This window comes from Pseudomonas sp. PS01300 (assembly GCF_029960155.1).
GTDB classification, from domain to species: domain Bacteria; phylum Pseudomonadota; class Gammaproteobacteria; order Pseudomonadales; family Pseudomonadaceae; genus Aquipseudomonas; species Aquipseudomonas palmensis.
In genome coordinates this window covers 13,432-37,130 of record NZ_JASCPN010000024.1, presented here as the reverse complement: position 1 = coordinate 37,130, position 23,699 = coordinate 13,432, and the positions used below count along the sequence as shown (strand labels likewise).

The 23,699-nt window shown below is 67.4% G+C and carries 22 protein-coding genes; 4 read left to right on the top strand and 18 right to left on the bottom strand.

The genetic code is table 11. The features are described from left to right. Positions 1 to 39: 39 nt before the first annotated feature. The 14 genes from QMX96_RS13860 to QMX96_RS13795 form a co-directional block, all read right to left on the bottom strand. A complete protein-coding gene (locus QMX96_RS13860) occupies positions 40 to 2,658 on the bottom strand; it encodes a fused MFS/spermidine synthase (RefSeq protein ID WP_282361918.1) in 2,619 nt (872 codons plus the stop codon). 153 nt (positions 2,659 to 2,811) lie between these two features. Beyond that, positions 2,812 to 4,401 carry an arylsulfatase gene (locus QMX96_RS13855; RefSeq protein WP_043859768.1) on the bottom strand — a complete coding sequence of 530 codons (1,590 nt, stop codon included), beginning with the start codon at positions 4,399 to 4,401 and terminating at the stop codon, positions 2,812 to 2,814. Positions 4,402 to 4,479: 78 nt separating this feature from the next. Further along, positions 4,480 to 5,496 (bottom strand): HAD family hydrolase, encoded by a 1,017-nt coding sequence (locus QMX96_RS13850; protein WP_043859767.1) that lies wholly within the window; start codon positions 5,494 to 5,496, stop codon positions 4,480 to 4,482. Further along, positions 5,493 to 6,809 (bottom strand): hypothetical protein, encoded by a 1,317-nt coding sequence (locus tag QMX96_RS13845; protein ID WP_282361915.1) that lies wholly within the window; start codon positions 6,807 to 6,809, stop codon positions 5,493 to 5,495. Before QMX96_RS13845 ends, QMX96_RS13850 begins: the two co-directional genes overlap by 4 nt. Further along, positions 6,806 to 8,377 (bottom strand): VWA domain-containing protein, encoded by a 1,572-nt coding sequence (locus tag QMX96_RS13840; protein WP_116054876.1) that lies wholly within the window; start codon positions 8,375 to 8,377, stop codon positions 6,806 to 6,808. Before QMX96_RS13840 ends, QMX96_RS13845 begins: the two co-directional genes overlap by 4 nt. Beyond that, a complete protein-coding gene (locus QMX96_RS13835; RefSeq protein WP_078481933.1) occupies positions 8,367 to 9,371 on the bottom strand; it encodes a VWA domain-containing protein in 1,005 nt (334 codons plus the stop codon). The genes QMX96_RS13840 and QMX96_RS13835 overlap by 11 nt, the downstream gene beginning before the upstream one ends. Next, positions 9,358 to 9,849 (bottom strand): DUF4381 domain-containing protein, encoded by a 492-nt coding sequence (locus QMX96_RS13830; protein WP_078481934.1) that lies wholly within the window; start codon positions 9,847 to 9,849, stop codon positions 9,358 to 9,360. The genes QMX96_RS13835 and QMX96_RS13830 overlap by 14 nt, the downstream gene beginning before the upstream one ends. Next, positions 9,846 to 10,796: a DUF58 domain-containing protein gene (locus QMX96_RS13825; protein WP_043859762.1), complete on the bottom strand. Its 951-nt coding sequence runs from the start codon at positions 10,794 to 10,796 to the stop codon at positions 9,846 to 9,848. Before QMX96_RS13825 ends, QMX96_RS13830 begins: the two co-directional genes overlap by 4 nt. Positions 10,797 to 10,805: 9 nt before the next feature. After that, positions 10,806 to 11,783, bottom strand: coding sequence for a MoxR family ATPase (locus tag QMX96_RS13820; protein WP_104572646.1), 978 nt, complete (start codon positions 11,781 to 11,783; stop codon positions 10,806 to 10,808). Positions 11,784 to 11,808: 25 nt separating this feature from the next. Next, on the bottom strand, positions 11,809 to 12,366 hold the full coding sequence (locus tag QMX96_RS13815) for a hypothetical protein (protein WP_282361914.1): 558 nt from the start codon (positions 12,364 to 12,366) through the stop codon (positions 11,809 to 11,811). Then, entirely contained in the window at positions 12,363 to 13,109 is a 747-nt protein-coding gene (locus QMX96_RS13810; RefSeq protein WP_043859781.1) for a DUF2092 domain-containing protein, read from the bottom strand. Before QMX96_RS13810 ends, QMX96_RS13815 begins: the two co-directional genes overlap by 4 nt. A 14-nt stretch (positions 13,110 to 13,123) precedes the next feature. Further along, complete coding sequence (locus QMX96_RS13805) at positions 13,124 to 14,029, bottom strand: transporter (RefSeq protein ID WP_043859780.1); 906 nt, start codon at positions 14,027 to 14,029, stop codon at positions 13,124 to 13,126. 63 nt (positions 14,030 to 14,092) lie between these two features. Next, positions 14,093 to 14,881 (bottom strand): hypothetical protein, encoded by a 789-nt coding sequence (locus QMX96_RS13800; RefSeq protein WP_058541250.1) that lies wholly within the window; start codon positions 14,879 to 14,881, stop codon positions 14,093 to 14,095. Between the two features lie 120 nt (positions 14,882 to 15,001). After that, complete coding sequence (locus QMX96_RS13795) at positions 15,002 to 15,403, bottom strand: hypothetical protein (RefSeq protein ID WP_078481937.1); 402 nt, start codon at positions 15,401 to 15,403, stop codon at positions 15,002 to 15,004. A 159-nt stretch (positions 15,404 to 15,562) separates the two neighbouring features. Here QMX96_RS13795 and QMX96_RS13790 point away from each other — a divergent pair, with 159 nt between their 5' ends. The 3 genes from QMX96_RS13790 to QMX96_RS13780 all read left to right on the top strand — a co-directional run bounded on the left by QMX96_RS13790 (position 15,563) and on the right by QMX96_RS13780 (position 16,729). Further along, positions 15,563 to 15,883 carry a YbjQ family protein gene (locus QMX96_RS13790; RefSeq protein ID WP_043859777.1) on the top strand — a complete coding sequence of 107 codons (321 nt, stop codon included), beginning with the start codon at positions 15,563 to 15,565 and terminating at the stop codon, positions 15,881 to 15,883. A 138-nt stretch (positions 15,884 to 16,021) separates the two neighbouring features. Further along, positions 16,022 to 16,210 (top strand): hypothetical protein, encoded by a 189-nt coding sequence (locus QMX96_RS13785; RefSeq protein ID WP_043859776.1) that lies wholly within the window; start codon positions 16,022 to 16,024, stop codon positions 16,208 to 16,210. Positions 16,211 to 16,426: 216 nt separating this feature from the next. Beyond that, positions 16,427 to 16,729 carry a hypothetical protein gene (locus QMX96_RS13780; RefSeq protein ID WP_043859775.1) on the top strand — a complete coding sequence of 101 codons (303 nt, stop codon included), beginning with the start codon at positions 16,427 to 16,429 and terminating at the stop codon, positions 16,727 to 16,729. Between the two features lie 131 nt (positions 16,730 to 16,860). Here the strand turns inward: QMX96_RS13780 and QMX96_RS13775 are convergent, their stop codons facing one another. Next, positions 16,861 to 17,190 (bottom strand): hypothetical protein, encoded by a 330-nt coding sequence (locus QMX96_RS13775; protein WP_043859774.1) that lies wholly within the window; start codon positions 17,188 to 17,190, stop codon positions 16,861 to 16,863. Positions 17,191 to 17,629: 439 nt separating this feature from the next. On the opposite strand from QMX96_RS13775, the gene QMX96_RS13770 reads away from it, so the two are divergent. Further along, the gene (locus tag QMX96_RS13770; RefSeq protein WP_054915142.1) at positions 17,630 to 19,120 is read left to right on the top strand and encodes a DASS family sodium-coupled anion symporter; all 1,491 of its coding nucleotides are present in this window, start codon (positions 17,630 to 17,632) and stop codon (positions 19,118 to 19,120) included. A gap of 66 nt (positions 19,121 to 19,186) precedes the next feature. Here QMX96_RS13770 and QMX96_RS13765 read toward each other — a convergent pair whose 3' ends face one another. From QMX96_RS13765 to QMX96_RS13755, 3 genes are all read right to left on the bottom strand, one after another. Then, positions 19,187 to 19,735 carry a cupin domain-containing protein gene (locus tag QMX96_RS13765; protein ID WP_043859772.1) on the bottom strand — a complete coding sequence of 183 codons (549 nt, stop codon included), beginning with the start codon at positions 19,733 to 19,735 and terminating at the stop codon, positions 19,187 to 19,189. Positions 19,736 to 19,797: 62 nt separating this feature from the next. Further along, positions 19,798 to 20,994: an MFS transporter gene (locus tag QMX96_RS13760; protein WP_282361912.1), complete on the bottom strand. Its 1,197-nt coding sequence runs from the start codon at positions 20,992 to 20,994 to the stop codon at positions 19,798 to 19,800. Positions 20,995 to 21,107: 113 nt separating this feature from the next. Next, positions 21,108 to 23,540, bottom strand: coding sequence for a TonB-dependent siderophore receptor (locus QMX96_RS13755; RefSeq protein ID WP_231390641.1), 2,433 nt, complete (start codon positions 23,538 to 23,540; stop codon positions 21,108 to 21,110). Positions 23,541 to 23,699 lie beyond the last annotated feature (159 nt).

The window sequence follows — 23,699 nt, the reverse complement described above, 5'->3', positions numbered from 1 at the left end:
GCTGTTGGGGTAAGGGGCGCTTCAATCAGGCGGCGCGCTTCACGGCATGCCCAGGAACCAACGGTAGTACGGGTTGCTGCCATCTTCTCGCATCACGCCCTGAACCTGTCGCGCCCAGGTGTCGCGCTGGCCGCGGTAGGCGCTCAGGCCCACCTGGTAGAAGCGCTGCAGGCGCTGGCGCTGGTCGTTCAGGCGCAGGCTGGCCAGGGCATCGGCGCCTTCCAGCGGCACCGGGCTGCCCAGCGCCAGCAGGGCCGGCAACACCCGGGTGATCTCGTCGCTGCGCACCCAGGGGGCGTACTCGATGCGTGGCTGGTCGTCGGTGACGGCCGGGGCCTGCGCGGCAAAGCGCTCCAGGCCGGCGCGGTCGGTGACCCAGGTGGCCAGCAGTGCGGCCGGCGAGTCCACGCCCACCTCGGCCAGGGTGCGTTGCACGGGGGGTTGCGCCAGGCGCGCGCTGATGCGCGGCAGGTCCAGGCGCACCGGCTGCAGCGAGCCGACCAGCAGCATTTCATGGAACTCGGTGGTCCACAGCGAGGCATGCGGGAACACGTCGATGAAGCTGCGCACCAGGGCACGGCTGTCGTCGATGTTCTGGGTGGGCAGCGGCAGCCACTGGGCGACCAGGCCCTGGGGGTTGAGGCGGCTGGCGGCCAGCTGGTAGAAGTCACGCGAGTACAGGTTGACCACGCCGGCTGCCGAAGGGGGCGGTGGCTCCAGGGTGATCAGGTCGTAGGGCTGCGGGCTGGCCAGCAGTTCACGGCGCCCGTCGCGCAGGCGGATGTCCAGGCGCGCATCGGCGGCGGCGTGGTAGTTGCCCTGGAACAGCGTCGAGGCGTGCACCACCGCCGGCAGCAGTTCGGCCACCACGCGTTGCTCCAGGCCGGGGTAGCGCAGCAGGGCGCCGGCGGTGATGCCGGTGCCCAGCCCGATCACCAGCGCCGAGCGCGGCTCGCCGTTGTGGATCAACAGCGGCAGCAGGGCCTGCAGGCGCATGTAGCGCAGCGACGGCATGGCATCGCCGGTGTTGGACACGCCCTGGATGTACAGGCGACGAAAGCTGCCCTGGGGCTTGTGCTGTTCGACCACGGCGACCGTGGCGCCACGGCCTTCCTGATAGAACACCAGCTCGCCGCTGCGCGCGCCGGGCAGCAGGTTGGCCAGGCGCTGGGGTGGGGTGAGCAGGGCGGTCAGGAGGCTGGCCAGGGCAATGGCGTAGAGGGCGATGAATCTGGGTTGACTGAGTGGGCCTGTTCGCTGGCAAGCCCGCTCCCACAGGGTTCGAGCAGATTCTGAGCCTGTACCTGCAGGCGCTGGCCTTGCCGGCGAAGCGGCCAGGCCCGCCCCCGCCACGACCGCGATTACCCCGACCCCTGCCGCCAGCACCGCCAGCACCCCCAGGCTGCGCACCAGCCCCAGCGCGGGCACCAGCACGAACCCGCACAGCATCACCCCGGCAATCCCGCCCAGGGTGTTGAGCGCCACCACCGCGCCCACGTCGCGCCCCGCATGGCCCGGCGCGCAGGCCAGGCGCAGCGCCACCGGGAACGCCGCCCCCAGCAGCGTGGTGGGCAGCAGCACGACGCTCACCGCCACCACCGCAAAGCGGGCACTCATGCCCGCCAGTGCGCTGCCGCCCAGGCCCAGTACCAGCGCTTCGGCCTGGGTTTGCGCACTGATCAGCCAGCGCCCCAGCCCGGCGATTTCCAGCAGCGCCAGCAGCCCCGCCGCACCGATCAGCACGGCAAAGGTGGCCCACGGGTCGCGCAGCCGCTCCACGCGCCGGGCAATCAGTGCGCTGCCCAGCATCAGCCCCGCCAGGTAGGTGGCCAGCATCACCGCGAAGGCGAAGGTGCGGGTGCTCATGAACTGCACCAGGGCCTGCGACCAGATCACCTCATAGCCCAGCGCAATGCCCCCGGCCACCGCGTACAGGGCCAGGGCCAGGCGCGCCGCCGGGCTGCGCGGGGCGCTGGCGGTTACCACGGTGTCGGCTTCGACGTCCGGTGTCAGGCGCAGCAGCCACAGTGCGCCGCCCCCGGCCAGCAGGTTGAGCACGGCGGCGGCACAGGCACTGCCGCGCACCCCCAGCAGCGGGATCAGCACAAAGGCTGCGAGCAGGGTGCCGACAATCGCCCCGGCCGTGTTGGCCGCGTACAGTTGCCCGCCGGCGCGTCCGGCCGTTGCCCCTTGCGCGGTCACGGCACGCACCAGCACCGGCAGGGTGCCGCCCATCAGCAGCGCCGGCAGGGCAACCAGGCTGAACGGCAGCGCCCAGGCCAGCAGCCCGATGCTGCCCTGCAGGCGGGCGAACAACCCGGCGCTGCTGCCCAGGGCCAGGGTGGCTGCGATGCCGACCACGGCCACGGCCAGTTCGAGCAGCGCATACAGGCGCAGCGGCCGGCGCAGCCGATCGGCGTGACGCCCCAGCCACCAGCCGCCCAGCGCCAGCCCGGCGAAGAATGCGCTGATGCCGGTGGTGATCGCATGCACTTCCACCCCCACCACCAGTGACAGCTGCTTGATCCACAGCACCTGATAGATCAGCGCCGCGCTGCCGGAGACCAGCAGCAGGGTCGCTGCCAGGTGCAGTGTGCGGGGTGGAGCGCAGGCGGCGGGGGCTTTGGCGTGTCGGGAGGAGCGGCTGGCGACCGGCATCAGGGCAAGGGGCCTTGTGGTGAGTGCTGGGAACACGCCCTCGCGGGAGGGACAACCAGTGCTTGAGCCTAGCAGCAGATTGGCGGGTTGGGCGGGTATCGCAGTCGGCAAAATGCCCCGTCAGGGACGAGGCATCCGTGTGCAGCTTGCCGCCTATTGCTTGCCTTGCTTCATCTTCTCCTCGATCTTCGCGTCCACCTGCTTGCGCACCTGGTCGACGCTGAAGCTGGCCGGGTGCTGGCTGGGTGGGTAGTCGATGAAGGTTTCGAGAAACACCGAGGCCTTCATGGTGGCGATGCCGGTCAGGTAGACGTTCTTCGCCAGCCAGTCGTTGTACTGGTCAGAGACCACGTCGGCGCGCTCATACGGGTCCATGCGCAGGTTGAAGATCTTCGGCACGCGCAGGCACACGAACGGGTCCTGCCACACTTCGAAGCCGCCGGGGCGACGCTGTTCGCAGAACACCGCCTTCCAGTCGCCGAAGCGCATCGCCACCAGGTCGCCGTCGTCGTTGAAGTAGTAGAACTCGTCACGTGCGCCCTTGGGTTGCTGGCCGGTGAGGTAGGGCAGCTGGTTGTAGCCGTCCAGGTGCACCTTGAAATTCTTGCCACCGGCAGTCGGTGCCCAGCCCTTGAGCAGCTTGTCCTTCACGCCGGTGTCACCGGCAGCCGCCAGCAGGGTGGGGAACCAGTCCAGGCCCGAGAACATCTCGTTGGACACCGTGCCTTCCTTGATCTTGCCCGGCCAGCGGATGATCGCCGGCACGCGGAAGGCGCCTTCCCAGTTGGAGTCCTTCTCGCTGCGAAACGGCGTGGTCGCCGCGTCCGGCCAGGAGAACTGGTTGGGCCCGTTGTCGGTGGTGTAGATCACGATGGTGTTGTCGGCGATCTTCAGGTCGTCGAGGGTCTTGAGCAGCTTGCCCACGTCGCCATCGTGCTCGAGCATGCCGTCGGCGTACTCGTTGCCGGGCATGCCGCTCTGGCCCTTCATCGAGTCGCGCACATGGGTGTACACGTGCATGCGCGTGGTGTTCATCCACACGAAGAACGGCTTGTCGGCGGCCACCTGCTTCTTGATGAACTCCTCGGCCGCGCCGGTGGTTTCATCGTCGATGGTTTCCATGCGCTTCTTGTTGAGCGAACCGGTGTCCTCGATCTTGCCGTCGGCGAAGGCGTGGATCACCCCGCGCGGGCTGAAGTTCTTCACGTAGGGGTCGTTCGGATCCTTGGGCCAGTAGGGGCGCTCGGGCTCTTCTTCGGCGTTGAGGTGATAGAGGTTGCCGAAGAACTCGTCGAAGCCGTGCTTGGTCGGCAGGTACTCGTCCTTGTCGCCCAGGTGGTTCTTGCCGAACTGCCCGGTGGCGTAGCCCAGCGACTTGAGCGCCTGGGCGATGGTGATGTCGCGGTCCTGCAGGCCCACCGGCGCCCCCGGTGCACCGACCTTGGACAGGCCGGTGCGCAGTGGCGTCTGCCCGGTGATGAAGCTGGAGCGGCCGGCGGTGCAGCTGTTTTCCGCGTAGTAGTCGGTGAACAGCATGCCTTCCTTGGCAATGCGGTCGATGTTGGGGGTCTGGTAGCCGACCACCCCCATCGAGTAGGCACTGATATTGGTCTGGCCGATGTCGTCGCCGAATATCACCAGGATATTCGGCTTGTCGGCGGCACTTGCCGCCCCTGTCGCGAGCCCCATCACCGTGGCCGCGACCAGCGCGAGCTGCGGTGCCCATCTGCGTATGCGAGTCATCTGACTTGCCTCCCTTTCGCCATTCGAGCCGCCCGCAGGCGACATGTCGGTTGCATCACTGCTTTGCTCGTTACCGCGTCACTGCGATTGCGGGGTGGAGGCAGGCTCGAAAGGGAAGACCCGGGCCCAGTCGGCCGCCATGTCCACGATTGTCCATTGCTGGCGGCGCGCTTCGTCCAGCGCCTTGTCCAGCCGTCCGACCTGCGACTGGCGGTCGTAGGCCCATTCACGTTTCGCGTCGGTGTGGTGCACCAGGCCCATGAAGCGCGGGCCCTTGCCGGCGGCGGTCCATTGCAGCATCTGCAGGTCCCCGTCGGAGTTGCCGAAGGCCAGGATCGGCCGGCGCCCGATGATCGCGTCGATGCTTTCGGGCTTGCCCGGGCCGTCATCGTTGTGCGCGATCCTGGCGGTACGCAGCAGGGCCGGCACGCCGTCGACCAGCTGGTATTCGGTGACGAAGCTGGAGCCGATCACCTGCTCGGGCGGCACGCCGTACACCTCGTCGGCGAAGGCGCGCATGAACGCGGTGTCGCCCCCGGAGACGATGTACACCTTGAAGCCCTGGCTGCGCAGGTAGTCGAGCAGCTCGTGCATGGGCTGGTAGATCATCTCGGTGTAGGGGCGCTGGTGGGTGGGGTGACGGGCCTTGGCCAGCCAGGCCCTGGCATGGCCGATGAAGGCTTCGGTGCTGACCCCGGTGTGGGTCACGCCGATGATTTTCAGCAGGCCGTCCATGCCGGCGGCGGCCAGGGCCTTCTGGTCGTTTTCCAGCACCGCCTTGAACGGCTGGGTGGTCTTCCACTCGGGGTGCTCGGGGGCCATGCGGCGGATCTCGTCGAAGGCGAACAGCACCTGGAAGTAGGCGGGCTGTTCGCTCCACAGGGTGCCGTCGTTGTCGAACACCGCGATGCGTTGCGCGGGGGCCACGAACTGCGGGTCGCCCTCGCGGGTGACGCTTTCGACGAACTGCACAAGGGCGGCCCTGGCGGCGCCCTGATGCCATGAGGGCAGCGGCGCATCGGCCTGGGCCGACAATGGCCAGTGCAGCAGCAATACCAGCAGCAGCCACCCACGAACACTCGGACTGGATTTCATCGCGACTCCCTGTTCTGCATTGGATTGAGCGGGCGCAGGCCGTGGCGCGCGGGCGCGGCAGGCTGGCGCGGTGAATGCCGTGCATGAAGCTGTGCAAGTTCGGCCTTGAGCGCAGCGAGCAGCGTATCGGGCGCGCCGTCTGCGCCGTAGCAGCGTCGCAGCAGCGCCAGCAGGGTGGTGTCGTCGGCCGTGGCCAGGCGCACGCTGCCCTGGCTGCGCCTGAACCACAGGTATAGCGCAGTGAGCTGCGGCGGATGCCTGGCCAGATCAACGGGCACCTGTTGCCATGCATGCTCGGCAGAGGCGAGGCGACGGGCCTGGCGTCGGGCCTGCCAGTGCCGCCAGCGGGCCAGCCAGGTCGGCCCGCGGCTACGCCACACCTGCCACGCCAGGCCCAGTGCCGCGAGCACCAGGGCGGCGCCGAGCCAGTGCCGCGACAGGTGCAGGCGGCCCTGCTGGCCAAGACGCTGCAGATCGTCGGCCACCGAGAACACCGGGGTGTAGGCAGGGCCGGCGCTGGCGGTGAAGGGCACGGCGGGCAGCGTTGTGCTGCGCAGGGCCTTTTCGGTGGTGCTCCACCAGTGCACCTGCACGGCGGGCAGCTGGTAGCTGCCGGGCTGCTCGATGCGGTAGCTGGCGGTGTCGATGCGCTGGCCGCCCACGACATGGCCATGGCCATCGTCGAGGGCCTGCACCTGGGGCGTCTTGAGGTAGAGGCTCAGGCCCGGCACGGCCTGCAGCGCCGTCACCGGCAGCATCAGGCTCGGCGCGCCCTGGGCCTGCAGGGTCACGCTGCGAGTGAGGCTGTCACCCACCTTGAGTGTTCTGCTGGCCGGGTTCACCTGCTGGGTCAGGCTCAGGGCGGTGGCCACCAGCACCGCCTGGCCCGGCTCGACCCCGGTCGGCAGTTGTACGCGCAGGTGCAGCGCCGCCGTGGTGGCGCTCAGGGCGGCCGCGGCATTGCCCGGCCGGGCCGTCACGGTCAGAGCGGGAATATCCAGGGTGCCGGCCTGCTGCACGGTGATCGGGTACAGGTAGCGCATGCCGAACCAGGTGCTGCCGTCCAGGTTCAGGGTCAGGTGCTGGGCCTGGTCGCCGGGCGGGGTGACCAGTGCGCCGGGCACGCTCAGCGTCGGCAACTGCGGGGCGCCGGTGAACCAGGTGTCGGTGAGCACGTCCAGCTGCAACTGCACGGTTTCACCTACCACTACGCTGTTGCCCCCCAGCAGTTGCGCCTGCACTCGCAACTGCGGGTCGGCGGCAAGCGCACAGCTGCACAGCAGCCAGGCCAGGAGCAGGCCGACAAGCCTCATGGCGCCCCCCTGGCAGCCTGGTCCTGCAGGCTGAACTTGCGCTTGAGAAACTGCGCGGGCGAGGTGGTGAGGTTCTGCAGCCACAGGGCGTCCGAGGTCGCCTGCGGGGTCTGCACCTGCTTGCTCGGGCCCTTGCCGGCCGGCTTGTCGAAGGCCACCTGGTCGGCCTGCACCTCTGGGGCGTTCTGCTGCGCCGACTCGGTGTCCTTCTGTAGGGCGATGGCCAGGGCGAGGTTGGCCTGGGCCTCGGCAAACCCAGGTTGCAGGGCCAGTGCCTGGCGATAGGCGGCGATGGCCTGGTCGAACTTGAAGCGGCGGGTGTAGATATTGCCCAGGTAGAAATAGGCCGGTGCGGTGTGCAGGCGCGCGAAACTGGCCAGCGCCAGGTCGTAGTCGGCCCCTTGGTAGGCGGCAATGCCCTTCCAGTAAGGGTCCTGAAAGTGCGCCGCCGCGGCGGGCAGGTGGTGGTGTTCGAAGGCCCAGCGACCCTGCTGGTCGGGGGTCATGAATGCATCCACCAGGGCATTGGCGCGCGCCCCGTCCGGGGCCAGCACCAGGCCCAGCAGCAGGCACGCGCTCCAGTTCAGGCTCCAGCCGCGGCGGATGCACAACAGGGCGATCAGCAGCAACGGCCAGCACAGCCAGTAGCCGGCGTCTTTCCAGCGCAGCTGCTGGCTGGCCGGGTCGGCGTCGGCGAAGTGCTGCTGGGCATGGGCCTCGATCCAGTCCAGGTCGTCATCGTCGGGGGTCAGGCTGCCCAGTGGTGCATCCAGCGCCCTGGCCAGTTGTTCGAGGCCGGCCTTGTCGAAGCGGCCCAGTTGCGGCCGGCCGTTGCTGTCGGTGCGCGGCTGACCGTCGGCGCCCCTGACCAGGCCGCCATCGCTGCTGCCCACCGCCAGCACCAGTACCTGCAGCAGGCTGGCGTCCAGGGCCTTGCCCAGCGGGGCCAGTTGCGTGGTGTCGGCACCGTCGGTGAGCAGCACCAGGGTGGCGGGGCCGGGCTCGGCGGCGATCAGTTGACGGGCCAGCCCCACCACGGCCAAAACGTTCTTGCCAGGCTGTTCGATCAGGTCGCTGCCCAGCGCCTGGATGAAGCTGTCGAGCAGCGCCGGGTCGCGGGTGGGGGGCAGCACCAGGTGTGCGCTGCCGGCATAGGCGATCAGCCCGGTGGCTGCGCCCTGGCGGCGTTGCACCAGGCTGTGCAGCTTGTGCTTGGCGGCCTCCAGGCGGGTGGGCGAGAGGTCGCTGGCGTCCATCGAGCCGGACAGGTCCAGGGCCAGGATCAACGGCGCGCGGTTGTCGAGAAACTGCGGGCGGTCCTGCTCCCAGGTGGGGCCGGCAGCGGCCAGTGCGCCGAGTGCGAGCAGGGCCGCCAGCAGGTGTATGGGGCGAATGCGGTGCCGGTCGTGGCCGTCCATGCGCAGGTGCGCCAGCAGTTGCGGGGCGATACTCACGTTCAGCGCCTGGCCGCGCTGGCGGCGCCAGGCCAGCACCAGCAGCACGGCGGGCAGCCAGAGCCACAGCCACAGCGGGCGCAGAAAATGCAGGTTGTTCAGGTCAATGTCCATGCGCGGGCGCCTCCACTGGCAGGCGCCTGCGCCACCACGCTGCCGCCAGGGCGAGCAGGTGGTATAGCGTCAGCAGCAACAGGGCCGCGCCCAGCGGCAGCCAGAACAGGTCGCGCTTGGGTTGGTGGCTGTAGGTCTTCACTGCGTGCGGGGTGAGCGTGTCGAGGGTGGCGTACACCTGTTGCAGGGCATCGCGGTCCTGGGCCCGGAAGAACTGCCCGCCGGTGACGGTGGCGATCTGCTGCAAGGTCGGCAGGTCGACCTTGGCCTCGGCTTCGGCCTGCGGGTCGCCGATGCCGATGGTATGGATCACCACCCCGCGGGCCGCGGCGATCTGGGCGGCGTGGGCGGGGGTGATGGCGCTGCTGGTGTCGTTGCCGTCGGTCAGCAGGATCAGCACCTTCTGCGGCTCGTGAGCCTGCTCCAGCAGCTTGAGGCTCAGGCCGATGGCATCGCCGATGGCGGTGTTGGGCCCGGCCATGCCGACGTCGGTCTGCTGCAGCAGGATCGACAGGCTGGCGTGGTCCAGGGTCAGCGGTGCCTGGGCGTAGGCGCCGCTGCCGAACACCACCAGGCCGAGACGGTCCTGCTGGCGCCTGGCGATGAAGTCGGCGACCACCGCCTTGACCGCGCTGATGCGCGAAACCGGTTTGCCGTCGGCGTTCTTGAGGTCGACGGTCTGCATCGACTGGGAGATGTCGATGGCCAGCATCAGGTCGCGTACTGGTGCCTGGCGCTCGATGGGGGGCTCGACCAGCACCGGGCGTGCCACGGCCAGGCACAGCAGTGCCCACACCAGCCAGTGCAACAGCAGCTGCCAGCGATTGGCCCGGGTGCCGGGCAGGCGCGGACGCTGCCCGGTGGCCTGGCTGATGGCCTCGAAGAACGGTACGCGCAAGGCGCTGCGGGCTTCCTGATAGGGCGGCAGGTAGCGGTAGCCGAGCAAGGGCAGCGCCAGCATCAGCAACAGCCAGGGGTAATCAAGCTGCCACATGATGATGCTCTACCCAGGCGCGGCTGTAGCCCAACAGCGCTGACGCATCGATTTCGTGCAGGCGGCTGTCGGGGGCATAGGCCAGCTGCGCCAGTTGCCAGGCGAAGTCGGCGGGCAGCGGGGTGCGTGAATGGCTCACCAGAAACGCCTGCCAGTCGGCGGCATGCAGCGGGGCCACGGCCGGAGCCTCGGGCATCGACAGGGCCACGCGCTTGAGCAGCTCGGGCACTTCGCGCAGGGCCTGCACGCGCCGGGTTTGATCTGCCATTGCCTGTTCCAGCTGGCGCAGGCGTGCCAGGGCTTGGCGGCGGTAGCGGTCGCGCTGCCAGCGGCGCAGGCGCAGCGCCGCCCACAGCACCAGCCCGGCCAGCAGCAATGCCGCCAGCAGCGCCCAGCCCCAGGTTTGTGGCCAGTAGCTGACGGCGGGCGGCAGCGCCAGCTCCTTGAGCTGGTCGACGCTGGACACTGGCGCGGTCATGCCGGTGGCCTGCGCAGCTTGCCCAGTTCCATGCGCAGCTGTTGGGCGGCAGGCAGGGCGGTGCTGAACATCAGCAGCGGCACCTGGCTGCGGCGCAGCATCTGCGCCACGTCGTGCAGGCGGCCACTGAGAAACTCGCTCAAGGGTTTGTGCACCTGACGCCGCTCCACCGCCAGCTCCACCTGCAACTGGCCCTGGGTCACCAGCAGGCGCCCCTGGCGTGGCAGGTCGAGGGCCAGCGGGTCGTAGACCTGCAACGCGATCACGTCGTTGTGGGTACGCAGCTGGCGCAACTGATGCAGGGTGCGTTCGCCGGCACCGGCGAAGTCGCTGATGAAGCAGATCAGGCAGTCGTGCGCGGCCAGCGCCAGGCAGCGCTGCAGGACTGTGTCGAGGCCGTGCGCAGCATCGCCATCGGGTACATCCGCCGACAGCGCCTGGTTGAACTGTGCGGCCCTGGCGCAGATCGCCTGGACCCGGCTGCGGCTGCGCAGCGGCGCCAGGTATTCGATGCGGGTGTCGTCGAACAGCAGGGCGCCGACCCGGTCGCCTGCAGCCAGCGCGATCCACGCGCACAGCGCGGCCAGTTGCGCGGCCAGCGCCGACTTGAAGCTGACCTGCGAGCCGAAGAACATCGACATGCGCTGGTCGAGCACCACCAGCACCGGGCGGTCGCGTTCTTCGGTGAAGGTGCGTACCACCGGCGTGCCGGTGCGCAGGCTGGCCCTGCAGTCGAGATGGCGCAGGTCGTCGCCGGGCTGGTAGCGGCGCAGCTCGTCGAAGTTCAGGCCGCGCCCGCGCAGGCGCGAGGCGTGGCTGCCGGCCAGCACGCTGGCCCTGGGCTGGCGCGCCAGAAAGCTCAGGCCGCGGGCATCGAACGCCAGCGCCATCAGCTGCGCCAGCGATACGTAGACGTGCCCGTCGGGTTGCTGCGCCGGTGCTGGCATATGCGGTCCTCAGGCCGGGATGGCCACCTTGTCGAGCAGGCGGTCGAGTACCTCGCTGCTGGTCACGCCGTCGGCAACCGCGTCGTAGCTCAGTTGCAGGCGATGGCGCAGCACCGGGTGGAGCATGGCGCGCACGTTGTCGGGCGAGACGAAGTCCTGGCCCTGCAACCAGGCATCGGCGCGCGCGCAGCGGTCCAGGCCGATGCCGCCGCGTGGGCTGGCGCCCAGCTGCAGCCAGCGCGCCAGGTCGGCGTCGTAGTCGGCGGGGTGGCGGGTGGCGTTGACCAGTGCGATCAGGTAGCTGTCGATGGCCGGGGCCACGTGAATGGCTGCCACTTCCCGGCGGGCCTGGAAGATCACCTCCTGGCCGAGGCTGAAGCTGTCGCTGGCCGCCTTGGCCGCCGCCCGCTGTTCCTCCTGGCGCAGCAGTTGCAACACCTGGCCTTCATCGGCCGGCGCGGGGTAATCCAGCAGCACCTTCATCAGGAAGCGGTCCATCTGCGCCTCGGGCAGCGGGTAGGTGCCTTCCTGCTCGATGGGGTTCTGGGTGGCGATCACCATGAACAGGTCGGGCAGCCTGTGACTGGTGCCGGCTACGGTGATCTGGCGCTCCTCCATGGCTTCGAGCAGCGCCGCCTGCACCTTGGCCGGGGCGCGGTTGATCTCGTCGGCCAGGATCAGGTTGCCGAACAGCGGGCCGGGCTGGAAACGCACCTGGTGCTGGCCCTCGACCTGTTGCAGCACCTCGGCGCCGGTGATGTCGGAGGGCAGCAGGTCGGGGGTGAACTGGATGCGGCTCATGCGTGCATCCAGGTGCCGGGCCAGGGCCTTGACCGTGCGGGTCTTGGCCAGGCCCGGCAGGCTCTCGAGCAGCACGTGCCCGTTGGCCAGCAGGCCCACCAGGATCTGGCGGATCACCTGGTCCTGGCCCAGCACCGAGGCGGCGATGGCGGCGTGCAGGGCATTGATGTCGGTGAGGGCGCTCATGGGCATTCCTTTGGGTCGGGTGGGTTCACCATGGCGCAGGCACCACGATGAACTGCACGTTGCTGCCGACGTATTGCGGCTGGTACCAGGTGGCGCCGCAGTGCTGGTAGGCCACGCCGTTGGCGACCACCGACACGCAGTCCGGCGGTACCTCGGCCACCTGGGTGCCGATGGCGATGGCCGTGGCAGTGGTGGCACCGACCACGGCAGCGGCGGCCCAGGGGTGATACCAGTCGTCCGGGTGCGGCGGTGGCGGTGGTGGCGGCATCGGGCCGGGGCCGGGCGGGTGAGGGCCCGGGCCCGGTGGATGCGGTGGCGGGCCCGGTGGGTGCGGCCCAGGGCCGGGCTGCGGATGCGGAGGCGGCGCCGGGTGGGGCGGCATCGGCTGCGGATGCGGGGGCATCGGGTGCGGCATCGGCTGGTAATGCGGCGGCGGGGGGGCGAAGTGGCCGCCCCCGGCGTGATAGGGCACCACGAAGGTGCGCCCGCCACCGCCGCCGCGCAGTTGCCAGGCGTCGGCCATCAGCGGTGTCAGCAGGCAGGCGATCAGGCCCAGGTGCAGGCAGGTACGCAGTGGCGTCATGGCTGGCGGCCCTCGTTCGGTTCGCGCAGCGGTACCGCCACGGCCTTGGCCGGCGGGGTGAAGTCGAAGGCTGCCGGGTTGATGGGCGTGCTCAGGTCCCAGTCGAAGGTCACGCTGTGGCGCGGGCGCTCGGGGTCGTCGCGGCGGGTGATCATCAGCTTGCACGGCAACGGCTGCGCGCCTTCGCGTAGCCACAGTTGCCAGTCGATGTCGGGCTGGCGGAACACGTAGTGGGTACAGGCCTGGCCGTCGAGGGATTCGCTGCCGATCAGCGTGGCCTGGGTGATGCCGACCTGTTTCGCGGTCTGGGCGTTCCAGCGGAACAGGTCGGCCAGCGGCAGGGTGATGGCGTAGCGCTCGCTCAGTTGTCCGAGCAGTTGCTCGATGGTCGCCGGCGCCGCGCCTTTGCTGTAGTAGCCGTGACGACCGTCATACAGGGTGAACTGCTTGCCGTCGTAGAAGAACTGGCGCGCCGCCGAGCCCTGGTCGACGCTGACGAACAGCTTGTCGGGCTGGCGGGCGAGCACCTGGGTGTGGTGGGCGAAGGTCACCGTGGGGCCGCTGTCGAGTTGCTGGTCGGTTTCGCTGCGGGTGCTCAGGCTGAAGGCCTGCAGGCGGTGCAGGTAACTGCCCATGTTCGACAGCGCGGCCAGGGCCCTGGGGTCGAGCGGGTCGGCAGCCTTTGCCAGGGCCGGCAACAGGGCCAGCAGGGCCAGGCAGGTGAGTCGGTGCGAACGCTTCATCAGGCCTCCCATGGCTACCAGGCGTAGTTCAGGCGCAAGGTCCAGGTGTTCACATCGGGTGAGCCGGTACGTTCGGACACGGTGTCGGTGTAGGCGATCAGGCCACCGAACTGCGGCGAGAGCATGAAGCCCAGGCTGGCACCGACCAGGGTGTTGGCCTGCTTGTTGTCCTGGTTTTCGCCGTTGATGCGGGTTTCGCCGCCGAAGCTGTAGGTGGCGTCGAGGGAAGCCCACAGGCCGCGGTTGATGGTGTAGCTGTAGTGGCCTTCGACGGCATACAGCGGTTTCTGCTCCAGCTTGTTGTCGCCCAGGTAGTCGTCGTTGTCGCCGAATAGCGAAACCCAGGTGTTGACCTCCAGCCAGGTGGGGCCGATGGGGTGGCCGAAGCCGATTTCGGGTTTGACCACCCAGCGGTTGGCGCCGATGTTGATGACGCGGTTCTTGGCGTAGTCGCCATTGGGCACGGTGAGCCATACGGCGCCGGTCATGAAGGTTTCCGGGGTCCAGCTGGCGAACTCCTCGGCGGTCAGCGCCGGGCCGCCGAAGAAGTTGTGGGCGAACACGATCTGGGTGTCGCCCATGCCGCCGTTGTGCTTGGTGCCATTGAAGAAACGTGCATCGTCGAACGAGGCCGACACGTCGGCGTATGGCTGCACCAGCTGGATCGCGCTGTTGCGTCCGTCGATGCTGAACGAGCGCGCCAGGCGCAGGATGTAGAGGTCGGCATCCAGGGACAGGCCGTCGATGGGCAGGGCGGTGTCGATCGGGGTGTTGGTGTCGATGCGGTTGTAGTAGCCGAACACCATGTTCAGGTCGATCGGGATGTTCTGCCAGTCACGCGCGTTGTCGGCCTGCACCAGCAGCGGCGCGCCACTGAGCACGAGCACCGGCAGGTAACGCAGGACAGGTCGGGTATGCATGGTGGTGCTCCTTCAATTGAACGCACAGGGTGCTGGCTGCCGGAGGGTCCGGTCATGGGCTGGCTACTTGCCGAAGGTCACGTTAAGGCCGGCGAACACGGTGAACTGCGGCAGGCCGTCACCTTTCTTTTCCACCGTCCACTGCGGCTCGATGAAGGCGTTGAGGATGTTGCTGCCGGCCTTCCAGGCCTTGCCCACGCCCAGCCCCAGCGGGATGTAGTGGGTGTCGTTCTTCAGGTCGAAGGTCCAGGTGCCGGTGGAGCGCAGGTACCAGCCCTTGGGCAGGTTGTGGATGATGAATGGCTGCAGGGTGGCGGTTTCGACGTGGGCGCGGTCATGGTCGCCGGCAAACGAGCTCTGGTACTGCACCAGCGCACCGAGCAGCCCGCGTGGCGAGGCGTCGATGGCCACCGCCGCCAGCCCCGCCTGCCACTTGCCGGTGCCCAGCTCGTCGTGCTCGGCAGTGGGGGCGGTGAGCTGCGGGCCGATGCCCAACTGCACGCCTTCGGTCTTGAGCAGGAAGATGTCGAACAGGTTGAGGTCGCCGATGCCGGTGCTGTAGCCGCCGTGGGGGTCGGGTCGGGTGCTGATGGGCAGGGTGGCGCGCAGCAGTTGCGGTACCGGCAGCAGTTCGCCAGGGGCGACCGGCAGGGTGCCGCGCACCAGAAAATCGTTGGTATGCACGTTGCTGTCGTACACCGAGGGGGTGTAGTAGTCCTGCAGGTTCAGGCCCGGTGCCAGGTTGAGCGGGTTGTTGCTCTTGTTGGCGGTTTCGGCGTTGTCCGCCAGGGCGTGCTGCAGGAACAGCAGGGCGCAGGGCAGCACGAGACAAGTGGCGGTGGTCCTTTGCATGACGGTGGTGCCTGTTCAATGTTGCGCTTCTGGGCAGGGGCCGGCCTTGCCAGCGAGGCAGGGGCCCCAGGGGGCGAATGGGCGCGTACGCTGGCGCCGGCACCACCGGCGACCACAGGGTCACTGATACTTGATGACGATGCCCTTGAGCTTGCGTCCGTCGATGGAGCGGATATCGCGGTCCCAGAGCGGGCCACTGACATAGGCCGAAACCGGCTGGATGCGGTCGTAGACCACCACGACGGCGTCGCCGCCGATACTGGCGGCCTGTTCGCGCAGCTTCTGCTCCACGTCGGTGATCGGTGGCGGCGGGGACACGCTGGCATCGACCACGATCTCGCCCAGGCGGACATGGGGGCGGGTCGGTTCGCTGCGCAGTACCTCGACCGTAGCCGCAGTGGTGGGCGAAGGATGGGGCGCCCCGACGTATTGTGTGGTGCGGGCATCGATGCTGCTGCAGCCCGCCAGCCCGGCCAGCACCAGGCCCAATGCAAGAACGCTCATGCAACGTGGTATCGACATGCTTCGACTCCGTCCGAAGTATTAATACGCTGTAACAACGTTCCAATGAAAATAGCCGCACTTGGGCGGGCCGCAAGTGACGGGCGGCGAAAGTGCGGGTTTGTTACCATCGTGTTCTTTTGGGTCGGGGCATGCCCCGACAACGCTCAGGAGTACGCAATGATCCTCACCACCACTGGCACTGTCGAAGGGCGCGAAGTCGCGGCCTACCTGGATGTAGTCAGCGCCGAATCGGTGCAGGGCATCAACGTGGTACGCGACATCTTCACCAGCTTTCGCGACTTTTTCGGCGGCCGTTCGCAAACCCTGGAAAGCGCCCTGAAAGAAGCGCGCATCCAGGCCACCGACGAAATCCGCCAGCGCGCCCGCAGCCTGCAGGCCGATGCAGTGATCGGCCTGGATTACGAAATCAGCATGCCGTCGGCCCGTGGCGGCATGGTGGTGGTATTCGTCACCGGCACCGCGGTCAAACTCAGGTAGCCATAGGCCACTGGTCGGGTGCGACAATAAGTGACCAGGCAGTCTTCAAATGTCCGGCTAGTCTCTGAAAGCAACAGGTCACTATTTCCTAGGCATTCATCTGCGTGCCGGTAGTGATCCACAGCAGGGGAGCCGGGTATGAAGGAATCGTATTTCGAAGACGATGGTGACGAGTTTCCCATCAACAGCCAGGTGCGTTGCGGGCAAGCAGCGTTCCAGCTGGGGTTTGCCAACATGACCCTGGAAGACGCGCCGGTACGTGTGCGCTCCACGGTGCCACCGCGCAGCGAGCGCCGCCGGTTTCTGCCGGGCCTGCGCAAGAAGTAGCCACGACGCCGAAGAGGCCCCGCCATCCAGCCTGTGCTGCGGTGTGTGGGGCTTTTTCATGTGGGTTGTAGGCTATTTCGCAAACAGACGACCGGTACGCTGAATCTGCCGTTTTATGCGGCTTTCTTGAACTCGCTCAATGGGGCGACGGCTGTCGCTAGCCCCCTTGGCGGTTGTATGCCTTACTGTCGGTTCGAACGAACAAGGAGCAGTGTGATGCGCATCAGGGAAGAGACTTATTGGGCGTGGGCCGACTCTCAGCTGCACAGCCGCAGCCATGACGAAGAACTCAGCGATGGCACCAGCATCGACGTGCAGGTGCGGTTGTCGCGCACCGGGGCCACGCAGATGTTCCTGGGGGTGTACGGGCGCCGGGGCAAGGCGCTGTTCGAGGAGTACTACCCCTCGTGCCCGGGTGAAACCATGAGCCGTGCGCTGGTGCGCGGCGTGGACCGGGCCCGGGCGTTGGCCACCGACGCCGTGCCGATGGAGCACCCGCGGTTTCGTCGTCAGGCCTGATGCCTGCGGTTACGCCCTGTCGTGGCGCACAGGGAATGTGCGCAGACGGTGGGGCGAGCCAGAGCCGCGATGAGGCGATAAGCACGCATAAAAAAGGCGACCCGAAGGTCGCCTTTTTCAATTCGCCTGGCTCAGCACAGCCGGTCGATCACCTTCACGTCCTGGCGCTCGCGGATGGCGGGCCATTCCTGTTGCAGGGTCTCCAGCACCTTGGCGACAAACGCGGTGTCTGCCGCTGCCTTCTTGCCGACGTAGCCCTTGCCACGGCGGAACATCCTGAAACGGGCGCGCATTTCACGCTTCGCATCGATCGCCTCTTCGACAGTGTGCGGCGGCATCTTGTCGATGTGCACGTCACCTGTGGCACTGACCCACAGCAGGTGGTCATCGAGGCTGTCCTTGCGGGCAGCGAACAGCTGAGCCAATTGGTCGATGGTGGGTTGGTTGTTCAAGTTGATCATAAAGCCCCCTATTACCTATTCGTCGTTGGTGAGTTCAAACCTGCGCTACTTCATGTAGCGATCTACCAAGGCTGCTACAGCAGCGTCGCAACAGGGGCTTTCTTCACTCTGCCTTTTGGACAGTCCCTCTCCACGGACAGCCCGAAACCGCTCGAACTGTCTGGAACACCCTTTGCCAGCGCTCCCGATCAGGGAGACGGCCTCATCATGCAAGGGGCAACGAATGCCGTCAATAGGTTTTGTAGTGATTTTTTTTATTCACTACAAATGACCGGTCAGTCTTTTTCGAGCTTATGGGTCGCCGCGCCACCGGCTGTTGGAATGTCCTACAAAGCGCTCTGGTCAGGGCGTCTTGGCCATGTATTGACCCGCGTCAGCGCGTACCGGCCAGGCGCTGGGGATGATAGGGGCCTGTTTTGTTGCCAAAGAAGTCCTGCCCATGAGTACCCCCGCCAATCCTCCCGCAGCGCCTGGCGCTCAACCCCTGTTGCCCGTGGGCCTGCTGCTGGGCATCGTCGCGCTGGTCGGCGTGCTGCTGTTGCCGCTGCCGGCCGACCTGCCGGTGGCCGGTCACCGTGTGCTGGCGATCCTGGCCTTTGCGGTGGTGATCTGGATCACCGAGGCGGTGTCGTACGAAGCCAGTGCGATCATGATCACCTCGCTGCTGGCATTTTTGCTGGGCACCGCACCGACCCTTGCCGACCCGTCGGTGATCTACGGCTCGTCGGCAGCCGTGAGCATGGCCCTGACGGGCTTTGCCAACCCGGCATTGGCGTTGGTGGTGGGGGCCCTGTTCATCGCAGCGGCGATGACCCACACCGGGCTGGACCGGCGCATCGCGCTGGTCACGCTCAACCGTGTGGGCGTGAGCACCCGACGCATTCTGCTGGGGGCGATGGTGGTGATCATCCTGCTCAGCCTGGTGGTGCCCAGTGCCACGGCGCGCAGTGCCTGCGTGGTGCCGATCATGATGGGCGTGATCGCCGCGTTCGGCGTGAACAAGCGCTCCAACATCGCCGCCGGCATCATGATCATCGTGGCCCAGGGCACCAGCATCTGGAACATCGGCATCCAGACCGCAGCCGCGCAGAACCTGCTGACGGTCGGCTTCATGGACAAGATGCTCGGTGCACGGGTGTCATGGATCGACTGGCTGATCGCCGGGGCGCCGTGGGCGTTGATCATGTCGGTGGTGCTGATCGTGCTGGTGCTCAGGATGCTGCCCCCCGAGAGCGACAGCATTCCCGGCGGCAAGGCGGCGGTGGCCGAGCAGTTGCAGGCGCTGGGGCCGATGAGCGGGGCGCAGAAGCGTCTGCTGGGGGTGTCGCTGCTGTTGCTGCTGGCCTGGGCCACCGAGGGCAAGCTGCATCACTTCGACACCACCTCGACCACCTACGCCGGGTTGGTGCTGCTGTTGCTGCCGCGCTTCGGGGTGATGACCTGGAAGGATGTGCAGGCGCGTATTCCGTGGGGCACAGTGATCGTGTTCGGCGTCGGCATCAGCCTGGGCACCACCCTGTTGACCACCCAGGCCGGGCAATGGCTGGGCGGGCAGGTGGTGGCCAATACCGGGCTGGATCAATTGGGCACGCTGGGGGTGTTCTCGATTCTGGCGGCGTTTCTGATCGTGATCCACCTGGGCTTTGCCAGTGCCACGGCGCTGACCTCGGCGCTGCTGCCGATACTGATCGCGGTGCTGCAGACCTTGCCGGGGGATTTCAGCCGCCTGGGCATGACCATGGTGCTGGGGTTTGTGGTCAGCTACGGGTTCATCCTGCCGATCAACGCACCGCAGAACATGGTGTGCCTGGGTACCGAAACCTTCAACGCGCGGCAGTTTGCCAAGGTCGGGATCGTGGTGACGCTGGTGGGGTACGGGTTGATGCTGGTGTTCGCCGCAACCTGGTGGCACTGGCTGGGCTGGATGTAGAAGGGCCGTTGCAAGCGGCAAGCGGCAAGCGAGGCCGAGCCAGCTTGCCGCTTGCAGCGATGCTCATCAGAAGTTCGCCGGGGTGTTGGCGCTGATGATCTCGGCTTCGTCCTGGCCGATGTTCTTGAAGCTGTGGGGCAGGGTGGTGGGGAAGTAGTAGCCGTCGCCGGAGTTCAGCACGCTGACCTGGCCGTCTACCCGCAACTCGATGGTGCCACGGGTCACCAGGCCGCATTCCTCGCCCTCGGTGTGCACGATCGGCTCTTCGCCGGAGTCGGCGCCCGGCGCATACAGCTCGCGCAGCATGCGCATCTGCCGACCTTCGACACTGGCGCCGACCAGCAGCATGCGCAAGCCACCACTGCCCAGGTCGGGCTGCTCGTTGGCGCGGAACACGAAGCGTTCTTCGCGCGGCGGTTCGTCGAAACTGAAGAACTCCGCCAACGACATCGGGATGCCTTCCAGCAGCTTTTTCAACGAGCTCACCGATGGGCTGACGCGGTTCTGCTCGATCTGTGAAATCGTCGAGTTGGTCAGGCCGCTGCGCCTGGCCAGCTCCCGTTGCGAGAGCTTGGTGCGTTCACGTACCAGTTTGAGTCGTGTCCCCGTGTCCATAGCCGCCTTGATGTCAAAAATAATGGGCGACGCATTAAAACACATTCCGTCGCCGAACCCGCCTACTGGCGTGCAGGCACCGGCCACAAGGCGATCAACAGCAGCAGCAAGGCGGCCATCAGGTACGGCAGGCGCGGGTCCAGGGCGTAGATCAGGGTGCCGGCCAGCGGCCCGATCACCGTGCCCAGGGCCTGTGCCGCGCCCACAGAGCCTGCGGTCGCGCCCTGTTCACCGGCATCCACCGCGTTCGCCGCCAGCGCCTGGAACGCCGGGAACACCCAGCCCATGCCGGCCGCAGCGACGAAGTAGCACGCCCACAGCATGCCCACGCTGTCGGCCAGGGCGCCGCTGGCAAAACCCAGCGCACTGATGCAGCCGCCCACGCGGATCATGCGCAGCGGCGGCCATTGCAGCTTGCTCACCAGCACCTGCGAGAAGATCAGCGCCGCACCCACCATGGTCAGGGCAATGCCCGCCGCCTGGGCGGCATCGGCAGGCGCCAGGCCCAGGCTGTCAAGGGCAAAGAAGCCTACGGTGATCTGCGCCAGCGACACGCACAGCATCGCCACGAAGGCCACCGTGAGCGGGCGAAGCAGGCGCGGGTCGGTCAGGCTGACGGGGCGGGGCGGTTGCCTCAGGTGCAGCTCCTGACCCTTGAGCTTGAACTGCAGTACCAGCAATGCCAGCAGTGGCAGCACCGACATCGCATAGAACGGCAGGCTCAGGCTGTGGCGCGCCAGCAGCGCGGCCAGTGCCGGGCCCATCACCAGGCCCACGGCGTTCGCCGCACCCAGCGAGGCCATGGCGCGGGCGCGCTGTTGCGGTTGCATGTTGTCGGCAATCAGCGCGGCGCAGCCGACCGGCAGGGCGGCATAGAACGCACCGATCAGGCCGCGGCCGATCACCAGTGCGGCAAAGGCCAGGGAGGTGGCCGGCAGGTAGCGCAGCGCGCCATCGATGAACAGGCACAGGGCCCAATAGGCCAGGGTGAACCCCGCGGTGCCCACCAGCAGCACCCGGCGGCGACCGAAGCGGTCGCTGGCCCGGCCCCAGGGGCGCGCCAGCAGCATCCACACCACCCCGGCTACCGTGACCGCCGCCCCCGCCTGCCAGGCTGCCAGGCCCAGCACGCGGGCGATGGGGCCGATCAGGGCGACGAAGGCCATCATCGCCATGGTGCAGGCCATGTTGACCACCATCAGCGGACGCAGGTCGAAGGCGGGGGTTTTGAGCAGCGGGGGTTGCTGGGCGGTGTTCATGGCTATCCAAGGCAGAGGAGCAGGGCGGCCATTGTGCCGCAGCTGTCCCCAAGGCTAAAGCCTGTAAACGATAGTAATAATCATTTAATTGACTTCAGCCTTGTTGCTGTGGGTTAGAAGTCGCCTTGCAGGGTCACCATCAGATTGCGCGGCTCGCCATAGAAGTTGCCCCAGCCAGCGGCGCCGACGCTGCTGTAGTAGTGCTTGTCGAACAGGTTGTTGCCGTTGAGGGCCAGGCTCCAGTTGTCATCCAGGCGATAGCCGATGCGGGCGCTCCACAGGGCGTAGCCGGGCTGCACCATCTTGGTGTTGCGGTCCACGAAGTGGTTGGCACTCTGCGCGCTGACCCCGCCGCCCACGCTCCAGCGCTGCAGGGCGCCGTCCAGGTCGTAGTTGGTCCACACCCGCGCCATGTGCCTGGGCACGTAGCTGGCGGTGAAGGTGGCGTCCTGGCGGGTGTCGTCGATGCGCTTGAGGTATTCGACCTGGGTGTAGGTGTAGCCTGCCAGCACCTGCAGGCGCTCGATCAGTTCACCGCTCAGCTCGGCCTCGAAGCCCTGGGCGCGCACCTTGCCGCTGTCGGTGTAGCAGAAACCGTCGGACGACCCGCCGCATACCGTGTTGTAGTCAGCCTCGGCGCGACCCTGCTCGGTGTTGCGGAACAGGTTGAAGGCGCCATTGAGGCGACCCTGGTACCACTCGGCCTTGACCCCCACCTCATAGCTGGCACCGGTCTTGGGCTTGAGCGAACTGCCGTCGGCCTTGGTGTAGGTGCTTTGCGGCTGGAAGATGTCGGCGTAGCTGGCGTACACCGACCAGGTGTCGTCCAGGTCGTAGATCAACGCGGCGAACGGCGTCACCTGGCCGTTTTCCTGGCTGCGGTTGCGCTGCCAGTAGTCCCAGGCCTGGGTGTAGCTGTCGCTGCTGTTGCGGTACCAGCTGACGCGGCTGCCGAGTACAGCGGTGAGGGGCTCGGCCAGCTTCAGGCGCAGGGTGGCGTAGGTGCCGAACTGACGGGTGTCGGAGGTCACCGGAATCGGCCCGCCGCGGTAGGACTCCTTCTCGTAGACCGAGTCACCCGGCTTGGGGATGTGCGGGTTGGGGTTGAACGGGTTCTGGGTGACGCCGTACAGCTCGGTCAGGTTGATCAGTTCGTAGCGGTCGCGGCCCTTGGAGCGGCTGGCGTTGGCGCCGACGATGATCTCGTGCTCCAGGCCCCAGGCCTGGAAATGGCCGTCCAGGTTGGCGTCGAAGCCGTAGTCGTCCTGGTCGTAGTCGAACAGCCCGGAGTACAGCTTCGAGGCGCCCTGGGTACTGCCCACCGGCACGGTGCCTTCGCCCATGGCGTATTGCATGTTCTGGTCGTTGTGGGTGTACATCGAGGCGACCTTGAGCGCCCAGTCTGCGTTGAAACGGTGGGTGAGGTCGGCGAACAGGCTGGTTCGCTCGCTGTCCCAGTGGTTCCACGACGCGCCCAGGCAGGTGGAGCGCGACAGCTTCAGGTCGCTGCCGTCGCTGTAGCGCGGCAGGCCCTGCCAGCAGGGCTTGGCGTCGAGCTTTTCGTAGGCCAGGCCCAGGCCCAGGGTGGTGTCCTCGTTCAGGTCGTAGTCCAGTGCGCCGTACACCACCTGGTCTTCGCGCTCGCCGATGTCGTAGAAGTACTTGCGGTCCTGCTGGGCGACCACGGCGCGCCCGCGCAGGGTGCCGGCGTCGTTGAGCGGGCCGCCGGTGTCGACCTGGGCGCGGTAGTTGTCCCAGGTGCCGGCCGACAGCGTTACGTGGGTGGCGGCCTTGTCCTGGCCGCGCTTGCGAATGAAGTTGACCCCGCCGGCCGAGCTGCCGGCGCCTTTCATCATGCCGGCCGCGCCGCGCATGATCTCGACGCGGTCGTAATAGGCCATGTCGCTGGAGAAGCTGTTGGCCTGCACGTAGTTGCCGCCCACATCCAGCGGTACGCCGTCGTACTGGTACTGGCCGGCGATCATGAAGCCGCGCGAGTAGAAGTACTTGCCGCCCATGGGCGAGTCGTGAACGGTGATGCCGGGGGTTTTCTCCATCACCTGTTCGAGGCTGGTGAGGTTCTGTTCGTCCATCATCTTGCGCGTGATGACCGTGACCGACTGCGGGGTTTCGCGCAGCGAATGCTGACCCTTGCCGATGCTGACGCTGCGCACGGTGTAGCTGTCGGTGCTGTCGCCGGTGCTGCTGGTGCGGGTGCCGTCGACGTTGGTGGCGCCCAGTTCCAGGGCGCCGTTGCTGCTGGGGGCCGGGCGCAACGAGTAGCTGCCGTCGCCTTGTGGGAAGGCTTGCAGCCCGCTGCCGGCCAGGATGCGGCCGAGGCCGTCGAGGGTGGCGTACTGGCCTTGCAGGCCGGGGCTCTGCTTGCCGCGGGTGAGGGCGGCGTCGTAAGACAGGTTGAGGCTGCTGGCGGCGGCGAAGGCACCGAGCACGCTGGCCAGCGAACCGGCGGGAATGTTGTAGGCCGTGCGGCTGCTGCTGACTTCATCGGCCATCGCCGAGGGGGCTGGCAGCACGCTGGCGGCCATGGCGGCGGCCAGCAGGTGGGCGGGGAGCAGGCGGGGGGAACGGGGTGACATGGGGGCCTCGTCGGATGCAGAAGGGATGCGCGAAAGGGGGTGTTTCAGACAAGGCGGATGAGAATGAGAAAAGGTACCGCGGGATGAGGAATTTTTTTTGCTGCATCA